The 19,144-nt window shown below is 61.4% G+C and carries 15 protein-coding genes; 11 read left to right on the top strand and 4 right to left on the bottom strand.

Annotated elements, in window-relative coordinates; translation table 11 throughout:
* Nucleotides 1-31: 31 nt before the first annotated feature.
* Both C5J26_RS19510 and denD read right to left on the bottom strand, forming a co-directional pair.
* On the bottom strand, nt 32-1,615 hold the full coding sequence (locus C5J26_RS19510) for a diguanylate cyclase domain-containing protein (protein WP_105403276.1): 1,584 nt from the start codon (nt 1,613-1,615) through the stop codon (nt 32-34).
* A gap of 194 nt (nt 1,616-1,809) precedes the next feature.
* Entirely contained in the window at nt 1,810-2,793 is a 984-nt protein-coding gene (denD, locus tag C5J26_RS19505) for a D-erythronate dehydrogenase (RefSeq protein ID WP_105403275.1), read from the bottom strand.
* A 179-nt stretch (nt 2,794-2,972) separates the two neighbouring features.
* Here denD and C5J26_RS19500 point away from each other — a divergent pair, with 179 nt between their 5' ends.
* The 5 genes from C5J26_RS19500 to C5J26_RS19480 all read left to right on the top strand — a co-directional run bounded on the left by C5J26_RS19500 (nt 2,973) and on the right by C5J26_RS19480 (nt 8,347).
* The gene (locus C5J26_RS19500) at nt 2,973-4,418 is read left to right on the top strand and encodes an FAD-binding oxidoreductase (protein ID WP_105403274.1); all 1,446 of its coding nucleotides are present in this window, start codon (nt 2,973-2,975) and stop codon (nt 4,416-4,418) included.
* A gap of 34 nt (nt 4,419-4,452) precedes the next feature.
* Nucleotides 4,453-5,163 carry a FadR/GntR family transcriptional regulator gene (locus tag C5J26_RS19495; RefSeq protein WP_105403273.1) on the top strand — a complete coding sequence of 237 codons (711 nt, stop codon included), beginning with the start codon at nt 4,453-4,455 and terminating at the stop codon, nt 5,161-5,163.
* A 335-nt stretch (nt 5,164-5,498) separates the two neighbouring features.
* A complete protein-coding gene (locus C5J26_RS19490; protein ID WP_046666103.1) occupies nt 5,499-6,032 on the top strand; it encodes a TRAP transporter small permease in 534 nt (177 codons plus the stop codon).
* Nucleotides 6,032-7,309 carry a TRAP transporter large permease gene (locus C5J26_RS19485; protein ID WP_105403272.1) on the top strand — a complete coding sequence of 426 codons (1,278 nt, stop codon included), beginning with the start codon at nt 6,032-6,034 and terminating at the stop codon, nt 7,307-7,309. Before C5J26_RS19490 ends, C5J26_RS19485 begins: the two co-directional genes overlap by 1 nt.
* A 30-nt stretch (nt 7,310-7,339) precedes the next feature.
* Nucleotides 7,340-8,347 (top strand): TRAP transporter substrate-binding protein, encoded by a 1,008-nt coding sequence (locus C5J26_RS19480; RefSeq protein ID WP_105403271.1) that lies wholly within the window; start codon nt 7,340-7,342, stop codon nt 8,345-8,347.
* Nucleotides 8,348-8,409: 62 nt separating this feature from the next.
* Here C5J26_RS19480 and C5J26_RS19475 read toward each other — a convergent pair whose 3' ends face one another.
* Both C5J26_RS19475 and C5J26_RS19470 read right to left on the bottom strand, forming a co-directional pair.
* A complete protein-coding gene (locus C5J26_RS19475) occupies nt 8,410-9,324 on the bottom strand; it encodes a DMT family transporter (protein WP_245441213.1) in 915 nt (304 codons plus the stop codon).
* A 12-nt stretch (nt 9,325-9,336) separates the two neighbouring features.
* A complete protein-coding gene (locus C5J26_RS19470) occupies nt 9,337-10,539 on the bottom strand; it encodes a mandelate racemase/muconate lactonizing enzyme family protein (RefSeq protein WP_105403270.1) in 1,203 nt (400 codons plus the stop codon).
* A gap of 490 nt (nt 10,540-11,029) precedes the next feature.
* Between C5J26_RS19470 and C5J26_RS19465 the strand changes: the two genes are divergently transcribed.
* The 6 genes from C5J26_RS19465 to C5J26_RS19440 all read left to right on the top strand — a co-directional run bounded on the left by C5J26_RS19465 (nt 11,030) and on the right by C5J26_RS19440 (nt 18,959).
* Nucleotides 11,030-12,814: an IucA/IucC family siderophore biosynthesis protein gene (locus tag C5J26_RS19465; RefSeq protein WP_105403269.1), complete on the top strand. Its 1,785-nt coding sequence runs from the start codon at nt 11,030-11,032 to the stop codon at nt 12,812-12,814.
* The gene (locus C5J26_RS19460) at nt 12,798-14,534 is read left to right on the top strand and encodes an IucA/IucC family siderophore biosynthesis protein (protein ID WP_105403268.1); all 1,737 of its coding nucleotides are present in this window, start codon (nt 12,798-12,800) and stop codon (nt 14,532-14,534) included. Before C5J26_RS19465 ends, C5J26_RS19460 begins: the two co-directional genes overlap by 17 nt.
* Nucleotides 14,531-15,811 (top strand): AMP-binding protein, encoded by a 1,281-nt coding sequence (locus tag C5J26_RS19455; protein ID WP_105403267.1) that lies wholly within the window; start codon nt 14,531-14,533, stop codon nt 15,809-15,811. The genes C5J26_RS19460 and C5J26_RS19455 overlap by 4 nt, the downstream gene beginning before the upstream one ends.
* Nucleotides 15,808-17,109: a DUF6005 family protein gene (locus tag C5J26_RS19450; protein ID WP_105403266.1), complete on the top strand. Its 1,302-nt coding sequence runs from the start codon at nt 15,808-15,810 to the stop codon at nt 17,107-17,109. The genes C5J26_RS19455 and C5J26_RS19450 overlap by 4 nt, the downstream gene beginning before the upstream one ends.
* Nucleotides 17,110-17,368: 259 nt before the next feature.
* A complete protein-coding gene (locus C5J26_RS19445) occupies nt 17,369-17,884 on the top strand; it encodes a sigma-70 family RNA polymerase sigma factor (protein ID WP_046634306.1) in 516 nt (171 codons plus the stop codon).
* Between the two features lie 100 nt (nt 17,885-17,984).
* The gene (locus C5J26_RS19440) at nt 17,985-18,959 is read left to right on the top strand and encodes a FecR family protein (protein WP_172724061.1); all 975 of its coding nucleotides are present in this window, start codon (nt 17,985-17,987) and stop codon (nt 18,957-18,959) included.
* The last annotated feature ends 185 nt before the right edge of the window (nt 18,960-19,144 follow it).

Raw genomic sequence — 19,144 nt, 5'->3', positions numbered from 1 at the left:
GCCAAGCGATGATGCGGGTCTGCCTGTGGCCTCAGCCAACCGTGACAGCCAAGGGCATAATCTCGTCTTCGGCCATCCGCCAGGTGTTGCGGCCGGCCGACTTTGCCCGATAAAGCGCACGATCCGCTGCCTGGACAAGCGTTTCCCGATCGCCGGCGGCAACGCTTGCAGCGGCTACGCCTATGCTGACCCCGATGCTGATCGACAATCCCTTGATCCGGAAGGGTGCGTTCAAGGCCGATATGCACCGATCGGCAAGGCCGATATCCGCCTGGTCTTCGGTTTTCACGAGGATTGCGAATTCATCGCCGCCGAGGCGGGCCACCAGATGTCCGCCTGCCGCCGAACGCAATCGCTCACCGGCAAGCTGCAGGACCTCGTCGCCGGCGGCATGGCCGAACGTGTCATTGACCGGCTTGAATCCGTCGAGATCGAGGCAATAGACGATGACGGCGCCCTCGGTCGCTTCAGTCTTGAATGCTTCATCGAGCGCTTTGTAGAACTGCATACGGTTCGGCAGGCCGGTCAGAATATCATGATGCGCCAACCTGTTGGCCTCCGCTTCCGCCAGCACCCGGTCGCTGACATCCGCGATCGTCAGCAGGAGCCGTCGATCGCCGCCGTCGTAGAGCAACCGGACATAAATGAGGACATGGTGTTCCCGGCCCTCCGCCGTTCGCTGGCGCCAGACGGTGCGCGCTTCGCAGTTGCCGTCGAGATTGCGGAGCCTCGCGGCGAACTCTTCACCCTGGCCTTCGGCGTGCATGTCGAAAACGACTTTGGCAAGAAGGACCGATCTATCGTAGCCATAGAACTGAAGCGCCGCGTGATTGGCTTCAAGGATCGCAAGGCTGTCCCCGTCGCAGAGCAGCATCGGCATCGGGTTGGCGTCGAACAGTTGCCGAAGCCACTCCTCCCGTTGCTTGAGGCTGCTGATGTCGATGCGCATCCCGATGGCGCCGCCATCCGGCGTGCGGCGATCGTCATAGCGCAACCATCGCCCGTCGTTCATTTGCCGCTCCTCCTGGGAAACGGGCTGTCGAAACTTCGCCATGCGCTCGCTGAGCCAGACGTCCTGGTCCGGCACCACTTCCTGGATGCTGCCGCCTGCAAGGCTGATCTTCAAGATCTCCTCGAACGGAATTCCGGGCGTCAGGTATTCGGCGATATCGGCATAGAGATCGGCGTATTTCTGGTTCCATAGGACGTAACGGTCCTTGGCGTCGAAGACACAGACCGCTTGCGGCAACATCTCGATGACATATCGCAGACGAAGATTGGCTTCCCGTGCGGCGAGCCCCGCCGATTTCTCCTGGCCGCCGGCATCGATCCAGATCATGGTGAGCGGCTCATCCGAGCCGGGACATGGCGAAACTCTGATATTGCAGGTCCGAGCTTCCCCTGCCCTGCTGCTCAAGAGAACCGGCGAACCCTCGGGATTGTCCAGCGGCCACCCGGGCAGGAGATCGGTTATGGCTGTGCCATGCAAAGTGTCGGTTGCGCCAAAGAGCGCTCTTGCCTCGGCATTCGCAAAGGTGACGAAGCCCGCTGCGTTCACAATGAGCGCGGCAAGCGGACAGGATTCCAGCAGGGTCATCACTTCCGCACCAAGCATAGCCCCCTCAAGCACTGCCAATCTGCCTGGGAAAAATCTACGGATGGAGGATACGCGGCAAGAATGAAATAAATCGCTAAAGTTCAAACGCCACATATAAATGACGCGGCCTCGCTCCGAGGGATTCCGACATCTGAGCGAGGACCGCCGTTCGTTTTTGAGGCAAGCCCCTTAGTCCACTCGCGGATTTCCCATCACAGGCGGCCTCCAAGCTCATCCTCGATATGGACGCGGATGATCTCGTCGAAATTTCTCTCCGCGGTAAAGCCGAGGGCGGTCGCGCGTTTTGCCTCGAAACCAGGTGCCCAGCCTGCAACCATTCTCATGATCATCTCGTCCGGGACGCGACGAATGAGATGTACTGCCCTTTCGCCGGCCACGCGGCGAAGCGCATCGATCTGCTCGCCGACGGTTGCGCTGACGCCCGGCATGGAAAGATTGCGGTGCTGGCCGACCCGCTCGAGATCCATATTCGCCGCATGGACGAGGTATCCGACAGCCGAGCGAGGCGACGTATGCCAGTGACGCACGTCATCCGATACCGGCAGGATCGCCTCCTGCCCGATCAGCGGCTCCCGCAGAATGTTCGAGAAGAAGCCGGATGCAGCCTTGTTGGGCTTGCCGGGCCTGATGCACACGGTCGGTAGCCGGATGCCGATGCCGTCGAAGAAACCCCGGCGGGTGTAGTCCGAGAGGAGAAGCTCCGAAATGGCCTTCTGGGTGCCATAGCTGGTAAGCGGCGTCAGATGGAAATCATCGGGAATGGGGAACGGCAGGGGAGCACCCGCAACAGCGATGGATGACGTAAAGATGACCCGCGGCTTGTAGCCATCCTCGCCGTTTGCGAGGCGAATCGCATCGAACAGGTAGCGGGTGCCATCCAGATTGACCCGGTAGCCCTTTTCGAAATCGAGCTCCGCCTCCGCCGAGACGATCGCGGCAAGATGAAAAATTACGTCGGGGCGGGACCCGATGAGCTTCTCGGCCTCGCCCGGCATCGAGAGGTCGGCGTCGCTCGTCACCACGGATCCGGAAAACCCCTCCGGATGATCGGGCTTCACGACGTCGACGAGGGTCAGCTTATCGATCGGCTTGCCGAGAACGCCACCGTCGGCGATGAGACGCGCCGTCAGTTTGCGGCCCACCATCCCGGCCGCGCCTATGATCAGAATATGCATGCTTCCTCCCATTTCGACCGAAGCACATGACTGCCCGGATACGCCAAATTTATATTGTACGGTTGTCTGATAACCTTATATGCTTCCGTTGCAAACAGGATAGTTGTGCGCCGGGACAAGGCGCGGGGCAAACGAAACTATCCAGCTAGGGGACGGATCATCCGAAGGAACCACCGAGAATGACGAGCCTGCAAACTGACCCGGCCGGAGAGCCTCGCCTCCTCCTGCGATCGATGCTTGGCGAGGACCTTGTCCTGACCGATACGGATGCGATGGCGCGATACTGTCGCGATTGGCACGGCGACGTGACAAGTGCTGCGGTTGCCGTCCTGAGGCCGCGATCGACGGATGACGTGGTGGCTTGCGTGAAAACCTGCCGCGACCTTGGCCTCACGATTGTCCCGCAGGGCGGCAATACAGGCCTGGTGCTGGGCGGCATTCCCGATGCGCCGGAGCGTCAAGTCGTTCTCAGCCTGGAGCGCATGAACCGCCTCCGCAAGATCGATGTCGACGATTTCTCGGCCGTCGTCGAGGCGGGCTGCATCCTGTGGGAGCTGAAGGAAGCGATCGCCGCAGAGGGAATGTTCTTCCCGCTGGCGCTCGGCGCGCAGGGAAGCTGCCGGATCGGCGGCAACGTCTCGACCAATGCCGGCGGCATCAACGTGCTTCGATACGGCATGACACGCGAACTGGTGCTGGGCCTGGAGGTCGTGCTGCCGGACGGTACGATTTTCGATGGCCTCTCGACGCTCAGGAAGGACAATCGCGGCATAGACTTGAAGCAGCTCTTCATCGGCGCCGAAGGCACGCTCGGCATCGTCACCGCCGTGTCGATCAAGCTGACGCCCAATCCCGACCAGGTGGCGACCGCCCTTGTCGGCCTCGCCTCCTTGGAGGATGCGATCACCCTCTATCGCCGTGCCCGGCGCGACTGCAGCGATTTGATGTCCGCCTTCGAATTCATGCCGCCCCTTGCCTTCACGCTCGCCCGGGAAGCCATCCCGGACCTGCCGATCCCGATGGCCACCGACTATCCCTGCTATGTTCTCATGGAGGTTTCCGGGTCGGGCCTCGTCGATATCGGCGACCTGATGCAGCGGTTCCTCGAAGGCGTCATGGAGGACGGGATCGTCCTCGACGGCGCGATCGCCTCGTCACAGGCCCAGGCGCGAAACCTGTGGCTGATCCGCGAAGGGATGAACGAAGGCCAGGCGAAACGTGGTGTCCACATGCGCAGCGACGTTTCGGTTCCGCTCTCCAAAGTGCCCGCCTTTGTCGCCGAGGCCGAAAAGGCGATCCACGACGCGTTGCCCGACTGCGTTTGCGTCTCCTACGGCCATGTCGGCGATGGCAATGTCCATCTCAACGTTCTGACATCCGTGGAACTGCCCCATGAGCAGCGGCTCGAAAGAATCTATCAGTCGAAAACCATCCTGAACCAGGTACTTGACCGCTTCCAGGGAAGCCTCAGCGCCGAGCACGGCATCGGCCGCCTCAAGCGGGCGGATTTCGATGCGCGCCTTCCGGAAACCAAGCGCCGGCTGCTGACGGCCATCAAGAATGCCATCGATCCAGACATGGTGATGAATCCGGGCTGCCAGTTGAATTTTACCGGGAAGTCGTAGAAGAGCGTCACAAGGGAGGGGCGGCGCCGTGGTAATGGACTTCAGCCAGATCAGACGAAACGAGCATCTGCCCGCGCGGATCGCGTCGCAAATCGGACGCGAGATCAGTGATGGCCGGATCGCGCCCGGCGAAAAGCTGCCGACGGAACACATTCTGGCGAAGACCTTTGGCGTCAGCCGCTCGGTCGTGCGCGAAGCGATCGCGCAGCTTCGCAACGAGGGTCTGGTCGAGACCCGGCAAGGTGTGGGGGCGTTCGCCACCGATTTTGAGCACAGGCAGTCGATTCGCATCGAACAGGGCAATCTTGCCGACCACGCGAGTTTTCAAAGCCTGTTTCAGCTCCGGCTGCCCCTCGAGATCGAAGCGGCCGGTCTCGCAGCCGTCAATCACACCGCCGAAGACCTTGTGAAACTCGACGAAGCGCTTGAACAGATGACGGGCGGAGAGAAGTGGACCGAGAAAGGCGTCCTCGCCGATCTTGCCTTCCATCGCCAGATCGCGGCGTCCACGCATAACGAATACTTCCTGCTATTCCTCGGTTTTATCGCGGAGCGAATTCATCTGGCCATCAATACGGCCAGGGAGGCAGCCGTGTTGACTGAGATCGTCGAAGTGACGATCGCGGAACATGTCGCAATCCGTGATGCGCTTGTGGGCCGCGATCCCATCCGCGCCCGGGAGGCGATGCGCCATCATCTTCACGGTGCGGCAAGCCGTCTCGACCTTCAATTGAAAGTTTACTAAGCTTCCAGTCAGCCGCCTCGTTAGATCGATCCAGCGGATTTCCCGAAAGCGGTCAGGGGCCGCTGGACAGCGAGTAAAACTCTCTTTAGAGATACCGCAGGTGGAGGTTGTCAGACATCCTGACAATTGAGGGAGCGCGGGAGAGATCTTTGCGATGGAGGAGAGTCTGATCGCATACCAAATAGGAAACCGCATCGTGACGTCCAGGCTGCCGCTTGAGCCGCTGGTCGAAGAAGCGGATCATGGGAGCAAACACCCGGAGCGGAATTTGGGGTTGTCGACGGTGTCGAAGACCTCCGCTTGGCGCGGGCTCTTGTAAGAATTCGGAGGGGAACATGCAAAAGGCAATCGATCTTTTTTTCAAGGCGTTGGAAGTCCTATTGATCCTGCTGCTTTCAGCAATGGCGATCATGGTGTTTGCCAATGTGGTGCTTCGCTACGCCTTCAATTCCGGCATGTCCGTCTCTGAGGAACTTTCCCGCTACTTCTTCGTCTGGCTGAGCTTCGTCGGCGCAGTCGTCGCATTTCGCGAACATGGCCACCTCGGCGTCGAAAGCGTCGTGGCGCTTTTCGGGCGCAAGGGCCGGCTGGTCTGCATGATCCTTTCTAACCTCGTCATCCTCGCTTGCTCGATGATCTTTTTCTGGGGGACTTGGCAGCAGTTCGAGATCAACGCCAGCATGAGCGCGCCGGTGACCGGCATTTCGATGATCTGGGTCTACGGCATCGGCCTGTTTACCGGCGCCGGCTTGTCGCTGATCGCGCTGGAGCGGCTGTTCCGCTATGTCACCGGCCGCGCGACGGCGGAGGAGATCAGCATCTTTGCCGGTGAAAACCTGACGATCGAGCAGATGGCGGAGCGTACCTGATGACACTTATCGTATTCATCGTATCGCTTCTCGGCGCCATGGCGATTGGCGTGCCCGTCGCGTTCTCGCTGATGTTCTGCGGCGTCGTGCTCATGTGGTACATGGACATGTTCAACACCCAGATCATCGCCCAGAACATGATCGCCGGTGTCGACACTTTTACCCTGCTTGCCATTCCATTCTTCATCCTGGCCGGCGAGCTGATGAACTCGGGTGGCCTGTCGCGCCGGATCATCGATTTTGCCATTGCCTGCGTCGGCCATATCCGCGGCGGCCTCGGCATTGTTGCGATCATGGCAGCCGTCATCATGGCCAGTATTTCAGGCTCGGCCGCTGCCGATACGGCAGCCCTTGCCGCCATCCTTATCCCGATGATGGCCAAGGCTGGGTACAACGTACCCCGTTCCGGCGGCCTTATAGCGGCGGGCGGCATTATCGCGCCGATCATTCCGCCGTCCATGGCCTTCATCGTATTCGGCGTCGCGGCCAACGTGTCGATTACCCAACTTTTCCTCGCCGGCATCTTTCCCGGCATCCTGATGGGCGTTGCGCTGGTCATCGCCTGGCTCATCGTCGTGCGGAAGGACAATGTCCAGCCGCTGCCGAAGGCGCCGATGAGCGAGCGGCTGCGTGTGACCGGCAAGGCCGCCTGGGCGCTCGGCATGCCGGTGATTATCCTCGGCGGCATCAAGGCCGGCATCATGACGCCGACCGAGGCCGCCGTCGTCGCCGCCGCCTACGCGCTTTTCGTCGGCATGGTGATCTATCGGGAGCTGAAGCCAAGCCACCTGCCGCACGTCATCCTGCAGGCCGCCAAGACCACCTCGGTCATCATGTTCCTGGTCGCAGCGGCGCTGGTCTCCTCGTGGCTGATCACCGCGGCCAACATCCCGGCCGAGATCGTCGGTTACATCGAGCCACTGATCGATCGCCCGATGCTGCTGATGTTCGCTATCATGATCCTGGTGCTCGTGGTCGGCACTGCGCTCGACCTGACGCCGACCATCCTGATCCTGACGCCGGTCCTCATGCCGATCGTCAAGCAGGCTGGCATCGACCCGGTCTATTTCGGCGTGCTCTTCATCATGAACAATTCCATCGGCCTCATCACTCCGCCGGTCGGCGTAGTATTGAACGTGGTCAGCGGCGTAGCGCGCATTCCGCTTGGCAAGGTGACGGCCGGGGTCTGGCCGTTCCTGATCGCCGAAACCATCGTTCTGTTCCTGCTGGTCCTGTTTCCAGACCTCGTGCTCGTCCCTGCACGCTGGCTCCGCTAACCCCGTCTCACACATCCATGGGAGGATAATATGAGAAAACTGCTACTCACAACTACTGCACTTGCCATCGCCTGCGCATCGGCCGCACCGGCCTTCGCCGAATTCAAGGCGCGTAATATCCGCGTTTCGAACGGCATCAACGCCGACCATCCGGTCGGCAACGGCATCGCCGCCATGCAGAAGTGCCTTGACGAGAAGTCCGGCGGCAAGATGAAGCTGACAGCCTTCTGGGGCGGCGCGCTCGGCGGCGACCTGCAGGCCACCCAGGCCCTGCGCTCCGGCGTCCAGGAAGCCGTGGTGACATCGTCGTCGCCTCTGGTCGGCATCGTTCCGGCACTCGGCGTCTTCGACCTGCCCTTCCTGTTCGGCAATCCGCAGGAAGCCCACAAGGTCCTCGACGGCAAGTTCGGCGACATGATGAACCAGAAGCTGGATGCCGCCGGCCTCGTCAATCTCGCCTACTGGGAAAACGGCTTCCGTAACCTGTCGAACTCGGTTCGCCCGGTCACCAAATGGGAAGATTTCTCGGGGATGAAGGTTCGCGTCATGCAGAACAACATCTTCCTCGACACCTTCCAGAATCTCGGTGCCAACGCCACCCCGATGGCCTTCGGCGAGGTCTTCTCGGCGCTCGAAACCAAGGCGATCGACGCACAGGAAAATCCCTATGTGACGATCGATACCTCGAAGTTCTTCGAGGTCCAGAAATACGTCACCGAGACCAACCACGCCTACACGCCGTTCCTCTTCCTGTTCTCCAAGGCAATCTTCAACACCTATGCCCCTGACGAGCAGGCTGCCCTTCGCGCCTGCGCGGTCGTCGGCCGGGATGTGGAACGCCAGGTGATCGGCGATCTCAACAAGAAGTCGCTTGAGAAGATCAAGGCGGCCGGCCTGCAGGTCAACACGCTTTCGCCGGAAGAGCAGCAGCGCATCCGCGAAAAGTCCGCGGTCGTCTATGAGAAGCACAAGGCTGTCATTGGCGCCGAGGTGGTCGATGGCATCGTCGCCGAGCTCAAGGAAGTCCGCAAGAAGTAAGCCGAAGGCTTCGCGCGACAGCGACCATTTGGGAAAGCCCGCGAGTGATCGCGGGCTTTTCTCTATTCGGGAATAGCGGGAAGCACGCTCTCACGCTTCTTGAGCATCTGCTCCCGGATGAAGATGAAGAGGCCGGAAGCGACGATCAGGGCGGCCCCGACCATCATGCCGAATCGTGGGATGTCGCCGAAAAACATCCAGCCGAAGATCACGGCCCAAAGCAGCAGCGTATATTGAAGCGGTGCCACGGTCGCCGCATCGGAGATCTTGAGGGCGCGGTTGACCAGCATATGAGCTGCCATCGCGACGATACCGAGCAGCCCGAGAAGAAGAAGATCGCGGCTCGATGCAATCGGTGACCAGTCCATGGGCGCGAAGGCAAGGCCGGCGACGCCGGCGCCCACGACCTGGAAGAAGACCAGCGCACTATCCGGCGTGCCTCGCAGGAACCGCCCGGAAATCAGCATGAAGGCAAAGGCGGCGCTGCCGACGATCGAAATGACGGCCGGCATGCTGAACATGGCGCTCGAGGGTTCGAGCGTGATGATGACGCCGACGAAGCCGACGGCGATCGCCGTCCAGCGCCGCCAGCCGACCTTTTCGCCGAGCAGGAAGGGCGAGCACGCCGCAACGTAGATCGGCGCAGCCAGCCAATAGGTCATGACGTCGGCGAGCGGCAGGTACATGACCGCATAATAGAAGCAGAACACTTCAGCCGTTGAAAACGCCACGCGGAAGAACTGCATGCCGGGCCGTTCGACGGTCAGCAGATTGCTAAAACCTGCCTTCCAGACCATCGGCACGAGAATGATCAGTGCTGCCAGGCTGCGGATCAGGACAACCTGACCGAGCCCGTAATTCGCGACGAGCCACTTGCCCATGGCGTCGTTGAGAGCAAACATCAGCATGCCGAGAAGCATCAGCATCGGGCCGGTCATGCTCGCGGTCTTGAGCACGGTCGCCGAGGATATGGTCATTTCAATTGCACCTTAGAGAATGGAGGCGTCGGACGTCCACCGGCTGACGGTGAAGGCTCGATCGAGCTCGGGATTGAGCTCCATCCCGAGACCCGGGCCTGGCGGCACGGTGATCATGCCGTTTCTCACCTCCGGCAGCGCCGTCACCAGGTCCCGGTACCACGTCTTGTAGAATGCGCGCACGCTTTCCTGCACCAGCGCGTTCGGCGCGTTGAGTGACAGATGGGTCGATGCGCAAAGAACGACCGGGCCGGTGCAGTCGTGTGGGGCGACCGGCAGGTGCCAGGCTTCCGCCATGGACGCGATCTTGCGGGCCTCCGAAAGACCTCCGCACCAGGATATGTCGAGCATGACGACGCCGGCAACGCCGGTTTCCAGATAATCGCGAAAACCCCAGCGGGTCGCGAGCGTCTCGGAGGCTGAGATCGGCGCCGGCGACACTTCCGCATAACGCTTCAGGCTCGACAGGCTGTCCATCTTGATTGGATCTTCATGCCAGAAGGTCTGGTACGGTGTCAGGGCCTTGGCGATCTGCATGGCCGGCAGGAGTTGCCACATGGAGTGGAACTCGACCATGATATCCATCCTGTCGCCGACGGCCTTGCGGATCTTCTCGAAAGGCTGAAGCGCAAGTTTCAAGTCCGGCATCGAGATATACTGGCCTTTGGTTTTTTCCGCGGCCGCATCGAACGGCCAGATCTTCATGGCGGTGATGCCCTCTTCGAGCAGCGATTCGGCCAGTTCGTCGGCACGATGGAGAAAGCCGTTCAGATCGTCATAGCTGGTGCCACCGGTCAGACCGTAGTTGGCGGTCGCCTGGCCGGTCGCCTTCTTGATATATTCGGTCCCCGCGCAGGTATTGTAGGTGCGGATTTCCCTGCGGCTGAAGCCTCCGAGCAGCTGGGCGATCGGCTGGTTCGTGACCTTCCCGAAAATGTCCCAAAGGGCAATATCGAACGCCGAATTGCCGCGAACTTCCGCGCCTGAGGAACGAAAACCGATATAACCGACCAGTTCCTGCGCCAGGAGGTCGATCTGCAGCGGGTCGCGGCCGATGACCCGCGGAGCCACGTATTCGTGGATATAGCTCTCCACGGTCTGTGCCCCGAAAAAGGTTTCGCCAAGGCCGGTAATACCCTCGTCAGTGTGGACCAGTACCCACAACAGGTTCGCACGCTCTGCGACGCGCACAGTTTCAAGCTTGGTGATCTTCATGTTGCCTCCCTTGCAAATTCAACCACAGGCCTTGGCCTTTGGTAAGGCAAGACCCGCGATTTTGTCGCCCACAGGATAATCATCAAAGCAGAGCCTGCCGGCGCGGATCAAAAATTCTGAAAGCGGTGAAAAAAAGGTGCGGACAGATCGTCTTTGTTACCGAGCGCCTGCAGAGCAAGAGCAAGGCACGCAAAAACGGATGACAGGAACGGGGTTTGCCGCCATGAGATCACAGCTTCAGGCACCGCAGGCCGAAACGAGCCCGTTGCATCGCAGCAAAGCGGGACGCTCGGCTCCTGCTCTTCCTGCCGGGCCAAAACTCAAACAATCCCCTGCCCCGGCGCTGCAGCCGGCAATCCAGAGAAAGCAGCCAGATCACTGTCGGCGGAAGCCTGGCTGAAAACCGGCACAGGCTGCCGGCTCCGGCCGCCTGACGCTGACTGGAAAGCCATTGCGTGGCCGTCGGCTTGCGCAACGGGGATGAAGACATATGCAATCGTCAAGACAGACCGCGGAAGCGGCGACATTCCAGAGTTTTGCGAACTGCTATCTGCGGGAGGTCAGTTCCGGCACCCGGATTGTCCACCGCAGCGTGAGCGGGACGGTCGATGCCATCGAATGGCCCCTGCCGCAGCAGCAGATCCTCTTGCGTGCAGAGATCGTCTCCGCGTCCGTCTGCGGACCGCAGCATTTCGGCAGGTTGTGGACGCGCGCCGCGTCCGACATGTCCTGGCGGGCGGCCGAGCCGATGTCGGCGCTGCATCTCCTCCTCCAGGAAGCCTACCGGCAAATGGAGGACGACCGGACCGATGCCCTGCGCAGCTTTGAACTGGAGCTGCTGGTGCGTGTTCTCGACAGCTACCAGCAGATGACGCTCTACCTCGAAAAAGCCTCGCCCGCGCCGCCGGACGAGGGACATTTCATCGAGGCGGAACAATCGCTCGTCTTCGGCCACTGGCAGCATCCGACGCCAAAAAGCCGGCAGGGCATGACCTTCTGGCAGCAGGAGCGATACGCCCCGGAACTGCGCGGACAATTCCAGCTGCAGTATTTTGCCGCCCGGACAGAACATGTCCGCGAGGCTTCAGCGCGAACGATGCAGGCGCACGAAATCATCCGCGCGGAGCTCGGCGCATCCGGAGCCGATCTCGGCATCGAACCGGACGAATGCCTCCTACCTATGCACCCGCTACAGGCCGAAGCGCTGCTTCTCGATCCGGGCATCCAGACGCTGCAGCGCGACGGCCGCCTGCGTCATCTCGGTCCCGCGGGATCTCTGTTCACCGCGACGTCGTCGGTACGCACCGTCTACAGCCCCCATTCCGATTGGATGCTGAAGTTCTCGCTTCCCGTGCGCATCACCAATTCCGTGCGCATCAATCGCCGGCCGGAGCTTGAAGCCGGGGTAGCGATGGCAAAACTGATAGAGGGCCTCGGCTTTGCCGAGCGTTCAAAAAATTTCCGCATCATCCAGGATCCCGCCTACATCACCCTCGATATACCGGGTCGCGAGGAGAGCGGTTTCGAAATCATCCTGCGCGAAAATCCATTCAAGGGCGCGAGGGCACAGGGCGTCGTGACGGTCGCCGCCCTCACCGCCGACCCGCTTCCAGGCGATCTGTCGAGACTGGCGCGGACCATCCGCAAGCTCGCAGCCAGGGGCGGCGACGGCATTTCAAACACCGCGCTTGCATGGTTCCGGCGTTATCTCGGCTGTGCCGTGAAGCCATTGATCCGACTCTACGACGATTACGGGGTGGCGCTCGAAGCCCACCAGCAGAACACCCTCCTCGATATCGGCATGGGTTATCCGGCCGCCAGCTACTATCGCGACAACCAGGGCTTTTATCTTTCGGAGCGTTATCGCAGCCTGCTTGCCGGGCACGCGCCGGAAACGGAAACGATCGCTTCGCTCTATTTCGCGGATGCCGAAATCCGTGACCGGTTCGCCTATTACCTGATCGTCAACCAGGTCTTTTCCGTCATCAGCCGGATGGGCCATGACGGACTTTGCGACGAGGGTGTCCTTCTATTTGCCCTGCGGGCGCATCTGGAACACTGCGCCGAAACGATGTCCGGCGCCGGCCGGGATTTTGCAAGGCATGTTCTCGATCTGCCGACGATCACGTCGAAGGCCAATCTCACGACCCGCCTTTTCGATGTCGACGAACTGCAGTCGAGCGGCGTGCATTCCCTTTATCGGCCCATCCCGAACCCGCTGAGGGTTCCGATCGCGCTTGCGGCACCGAGGACCGGCCATGCCATTGCCTCTTGAAGCCGCGGCAGAACCTCGCGACCGCGTCATCCGCCAGCTCGTGGCGGCACTGCTGTTCGAGGGCGTCATAGAGGTGCGCGAAAGCGCCTGTGGCGGTGCGCCGCAATTTCAGTGGATGCTCAGTGGTCGGGAATTCCGGTGCCGCGGCACGATCGGCCCGTTCGGACGCGCCCGGATCGCGAAGGGTTCGGTGGAGATACGGGCCGTGGATGGCCATTGGGAAAGCGCCTCGCTCGGCGCGATCATCCCGTCATTGCCCGGCACCGGGATCGCACGCGGCAAGCTGCTCGGCGAGCTGGAGCAGACGATCGCCTTTTCCGAATGGAACCATCAGAACCTGCCCCTGAAGAACCGCCGTGCCCTTTCCTTCGTCGAACTGGAAGGTGCCGTCGATGAAGGGCATCCGTACCATCCCTGTTACAGAGCCCGAACCGGATTTTCGTTTGCCGATCATGCCGCCTACGGACCGGAAGCCGGGCAGCCATTCCAGCTCGTCTGGCTGCTCGTCGCGCAAAAACATCTCGCTCAGGCGCTTCCGGGCAGCAGCGACGCCTTCTGGCGCACCGAACTCGGCGACGAGACGTGGACAGCGTTGGAGGCGAGGCGGAAACAGCTCGGCTTGCCGGCCGGAGATTTCGGGCTGGTGCCTCTCCATCCGTGGCAATGGAAAGACGTTGGCGAAACCATGCGAACGGGGTGGATCGCCGCGGGAGAGGCGCATTCTCTCGGCCCCGCGGGTGATCGCTACGTGGCGAGCCAATCGGTCCGGTCCTTGTTCAATATCGACCGGCCGCTCGCGGCAAGCATCAAGCTGCCGCTCAACATCGTCAACACCTCGTCGCGCAGGACGCTGGAGCCGCATTCGGTCTGCACGGCGCCGGTGCTGTCTGCCTGGATCGCCGGCATCGTCCGCGACGATCCGTTGTTTGGCCGGGAATTTCCCCTCACCATCCTGCAGGAATATGCCGGGGTCATCGCCGATGCCGGAGGTCCATTGGCCGGCCAGCTGGGTGCGATCTGGCGGGAAAACGCCGAGGCGACGCTGTCACCCGGCGAGGCGATCATCCCTTTCAACGCCCTGATGATGATCGAAGCGGACGGAAGGCCCTTTGCGGATGAGTGGATCGAGCGTTTCGGCCTCATGCCATGGATGAACCGGCTGCTGGAGGTCACCGTCCTGCCTGTCTGGCACCTCCTTGTCGCCCATGGGATCGCCGTTGAAGCCCACGGCCAGAATATGCTGCTCGTCCACCGGGACGGCTGGCCGGTGCGGCTTATCCTGCGCGATTTCCACGAGAGCGTGGAATTTGCGCCCGATTTCCTGCACGAGCCGAAGAGAGCTCCGGATTTCGCTGCGCTGAACCCGCTCTACCGCCATGCGGAACCGGATCAGTATTACTGGACGGACAATCTCGATTCCCTGCGGGAACTCGTGATGGACACGCTGTTCGTGTTCAACCTGGCGGAGATCTCGCATCTTCTCGACGTCTGTTACGGACTTCCGGAATTCCGCTTTTGGCAGCGGGTCGAAAGCCTGCTCACGTCCTATGCGCAAGAGCAGGACATGCAGCACCGGCAATCGCTGCTGGGACATGACCGCGCGCTCATCCTCACCGAATCCCTGATCACCCGAAAGCTCCTCGCGCTGAAGCCGGAATATCACCACGAGGTGCCGAATGCCTTGGCTGCCAGGACGTCTGAACGAAGGAGAAAGCCATGATCCAGATCGATGGACGGCTCTACGATCACACCTATTTCGATGAAACATCGCGACGCATCGCCGCGCAGATCGGCCTTGCTGAAAACGACAGCGGACGCTACGCGGTCTGCTTCAGCGAGACGACCCAATGGCTGTCCCTGTTCTTCGCCATCCGCAAGGCGGGCGCCAGCGTGCTGCCGATCCATCCCGGCACGCCCTACGCCGCTGCCCGAAAACTGGCGATCACGGCCAATTGCGACCGGCTTTTCTACAACAGCCTGACGGCCGAAGTGCTCGACGCGAAGCAAGAGGCGCCAAAGCCGGGTCGGCTGCTGCACATGAGTTCGGGAACGACCGGGGCAGCAAAATGCATCGCCCGGCCGTGGGCCGAAATCGACCGGGAGGTCGAAAGCTATGTCGCGACCTTCCGCGAACCCGAAGGCATGACGCCGGTGATCGCCTGCCCGACCACCCATTCCTACGGGCTGATCTGCGGGATTCTCGTGGCCCTCAAGCGCGGCCAGGTCCCCGTCATCGTCGAGACCGCCAATCCGAAATATCTCCTGAAAGTGCTGCGCGAAACCGGGCGGCCGCTCCTCTATTCCTCCCCGGCGATCCTCCATACGCTCTCGCGGCTTTTGCCCGAGGGGGAAAAGCTTCATGCGGCGATGACCTCCGGCACACTGCTTCCCGATCCGTGGTTCGTGCAGATCCGCGCAAGGAGCGAGCATCTCTTCCAGCAATATGGCTGCTCGGAATCCGGCTGCATCGCCATCAACCCTGACATGCGAGCCGCAGGCGACATGGGTTTCGTCCTGCCGCATCTGACGGCCGAGACCGGAACGGGCTCCGACGATACCGGCGAGATCGTCGTCCGGAGCGATGGCGGCGCGGCAATCCACACCCGCGACCTCGGCTACCGCCGCACAGACGGCATGCTGGTCTTCGTGTCGCGCATGGACGACATGATCAACGTGTCGGGGCTCAACGTCTATCCCGGTGACGTGGAGGACGCGGTGATGGCGATGCCCGGCGTTACCGACGCCGTCGCCTTCCGCAGGAGCGACCGTTTTGCCGGTGAACGCGTGGCCCTGCTCTACAGCGCCAACCAGCCCATGGCACCGCAGGATATCCGCGCATGGTGCAGCCGCCATCTCGCCAGCCACCAATTGCCGATGGAAATGATCCAGGTCGCAGAAGTCCCCCGCCAGGCGAACGGCAAGATCAGCCGCCGCGAGGTCGCTGTCCGTCATGCGGCCGGCGAGTTCGCAGGCCCCGAAGCAGGAGTTGCCTCATGACCCGTGAAGATATTCTCGAAGCCGTCCGGGCCGTGCTTTCCGAGCACATGGCCCATCCGCATATGCGTGGCTTCGCACCGGAAGCCCGCCTCAACGAGGATCTTTATCTCGATTCCGTTCTGATCCTGCAGATCTTCCTCAATCTCGAGCTGGAATACGGCCTTGCCATGCCGGAAGAGGCGATCGCGCGGCAGGAACTCGACACGGTTGCGGACCTCGTGGCGCTCTATGTGCCGAAGGCCATCATTCCGTCATTCCCGATGACGGGCGGGACCGCAGATGAGGGGGTCCACGGCGAGGCCTATTACGACATCAAGGTGCATTGCTTTGTCAGCTGCGTCTGCGACGGCCTGAAACGGCAGGGGCTCGACCAGCGGCCCTTCTATTTCGGGGTCTGGGATGCGCGGTTCACCGTCAGCGAAAGCTTTCAGCTCCTCTATCATTCGCCGGAGATTACCCAGGACTTCTTCCGCGACTGGTTCCGGCGGCTCTACCAGGTCCAGGTCCGGGAGTGGTACGACCCGGCGAAATCGAAGAGCGACAACCTCGCCACGCTTTTCGACCTCGTCGACAGCCGCCCGGAGACCGGCTCGGTCATGGTCATGCTCGACATGTTCCACCTTCCCGAGCGCGAGAACAAATTCAACCAGAACCCCTTCCCGCACTACCTGATGCTGCAGAAGACCGCCGACCCGGACAAATGGTTCGTGCACGATCCCGATTACCGATGGGAAGGCGAGATCGAGCGGGAAAAGGTGATCCATGCGATCATGCAGCCGACGGTGGGTGGCGGTTATGTCTTCGACAACGCACAGGCACGCAATCCGGCGCCGGAAGATCTCAGGGATTATTTCGAGGCCTGCTTCGTTGCTGACCGCAATCCGTTGTCCGATGCCGTGCGCGACATCGTCACGGCCCATATCGAGGGCCGCAATGGACTGCAGCTGGCGAACCTGGCATCGGCGGTTCGCGAACTGCCGGTGATCACCATCCGCAAATATGCTTATGAGCACGGTTTCGCTTTCTTCTGGCGCGCCCTGAAACTGCCATCCGCTGAATTCGAAACCTGGTGCGAGGAGATCGAAGCGCTCGTCCAATCGCTGAAAAACCTGCATTACGCCTGCATGAAACTCGGCCAGACCGGCGACAGGAACCAGGCCGGTGCAGTCTTCGCACGCCTTGACGAGGCCGACCGGCTGGAACGCAAACTGAAGGACAGGCTTGGCGAGGTCTTTTCCGATTGGTGCGACCAAAATCTACCGCTCACCGCCCCGAGACTTAGAAGAGCGGCCGGATAGGGCTGAAACATGCATATCTCTCCCCGCCTCGCTTCTCCCAACGTGTCGCGGCGGGGCCGAGGGACTGATGACGGCGGCAAAGGCAACCCGCCCTTTGCTGCCGTCATCATAATATGACTATTGCATTCAAGTTTTTGATGGTAGATATGCGTCGCATGATAGGGAGTCCAACCATGTCATTCATATCATCGACCCATCCGTTGCATCTCGTGGCGAGCGCTGGGTCAGCATATTAGACGAGCTCAGATACTCTGACCCCATGACCTTGGAAGCTGAAAGTCGTCACAGCCTCTATCTCGCCCACCGCTCGGCGCTGGTCGACTATGCCGCTCGAATCCTAGGTTCCCGAGAGGCGGCCGAGGATATCGTGCAGGAGGCCTATCTGCGTTTCGCGCCGGGGAAGACGCCCGGCGAATCAGCGCGCCAGGGACTTGCCTATCTCTATCGCATCGTCCGCAATCTCTCCTTCGACGTCCTGAAGCGCCGCAAGATCGAGTATCGTGGCCATGCCGAAGACCCGCCCTTCTGGACCATTCCACAAGCCGCCGACAATCCGGAACAGACGGTGATGTTCGGCGACGAGGTGCGTGTGGCGGCCGCGGCACTCGATGCGCTTCCAAGCGAGATCCGGATTGCTGTGGAAATGTACCGGTTCGGTGGCCATACGCTCGAAGGCGTAGCCGACCACCTGGGCATCTCCGTCGCCACCGCCCATCGCCACGTGCGGACCGCCATGGTCAAGATCGCCACCGCGCTCGACAGGAAAAACGCCTGAATATCTCCACACATGCGAAAAATCCGGACCAGCCAATCGTTCCTACGCAAGAAGGGGAATTTCGGATAGAGATCGCAAGACATCCGAAGCAGGTTGAGACTTGGCAGGGCACGACAAAACGGACGAGAGCATTCTGGAGGAGGCGATGGACTGGTTCCTGCGCCTGCGCGAACCACATCGTACAGCCGCCGACGAGCGCGATTTCAGCTTCTGGTTCAACCGGTCGCCTGCAAATCGCGATGCCTGGACGAAAGCCTGCAAGACCTGGGAGCTGATGGGCGAGACGACGCCCATCCACGAAGACCTCTGGCGGCCGGCAGGCCAAGCGAAAATGCTTGCCGCTCACCACCGACGGCGCGTCTGGAGTGCGGGCGCGGCGCTGGCGCTGGCGGCCTGTCTTGTGCTGGCATTGGCCGGCCCCTCCCTCTTCATTCGCTACCGGGCAGATTTCAGGACCGCAGCGGCCGAGCTGCGCAAGATCACGCTCGAGGACGGCAGCGCAGTCGAACTCGGCGCCGAAAGCGCGATTGATGCGGATTTTGCCAACGGCGCACGGCATGTGACGCTGCTTTCCGGCGAAGCCTTCTTCGACGTCAAGCACGATCCGGCGCGGCCCTTTACCGTCACCGCAGCCGGCGTGAAGGTCACCGTGCTCGGCACCGCGTTCGATGTCCATATCAAGCCCGAAGATACGACGGTGGAACTGGTTCGCGGCGTGGTCGGCCTCACGATCGACGGCGCGGCGCGCGCCTTCGAGCTTTCTCCCGGCGATTCCATGACCGTCAGCCACACCGATGGCCGGGTGTCGCGAGCAAGATTGGCGCCGGAAGACATGGCGGCCTGGCGAAACGGGCGGCTGTTCGTCAACGACGTGACCGTCGCCTCGGTCGCCGAGGAACTGCAGCGCTATCATGCCGCGTGGATCAGCATCCCGAGCGGCGATCTCGCCAATCGGCGCGTCACCGGCCTCTACGATCTCTCCGATCCCGATCGGGCCCTCGAGGCGCTGGTCCAGCCTTATGGCGGCAGGGTGCACCACATCTCCCCCTATCTCAGGGTGCTTGCGCTTTTCTAGGCCGTTAAAATTTCCTGAAAATTTTTGCGATGCGGTGAAAAAAGCGCCGGGCGCAGTCGTCTTTACCCTGAAGCGCAGGCCGGGGGGCCTTGGCGAACACAGTGTAGCAGGAGACGGGGCGGATGATTTTGCCGGTGAGTGGAGTAGTGCGTAGCGTGGGGGCAAAGGGCAAGCGGAACGCTTTT

The organism is Neorhizobium sp. T7_12 (assembly GCF_002968535.1).
In the GTDB taxonomy this organism is placed as follows: domain Bacteria; phylum Pseudomonadota; class Alphaproteobacteria; order Rhizobiales; family Rhizobiaceae; genus Neorhizobium; species Neorhizobium tomejilense.
Note: the sequence above shows the minus strand (reverse complement) of the source record. Positions and strands in the feature narration are given on the sequence as shown.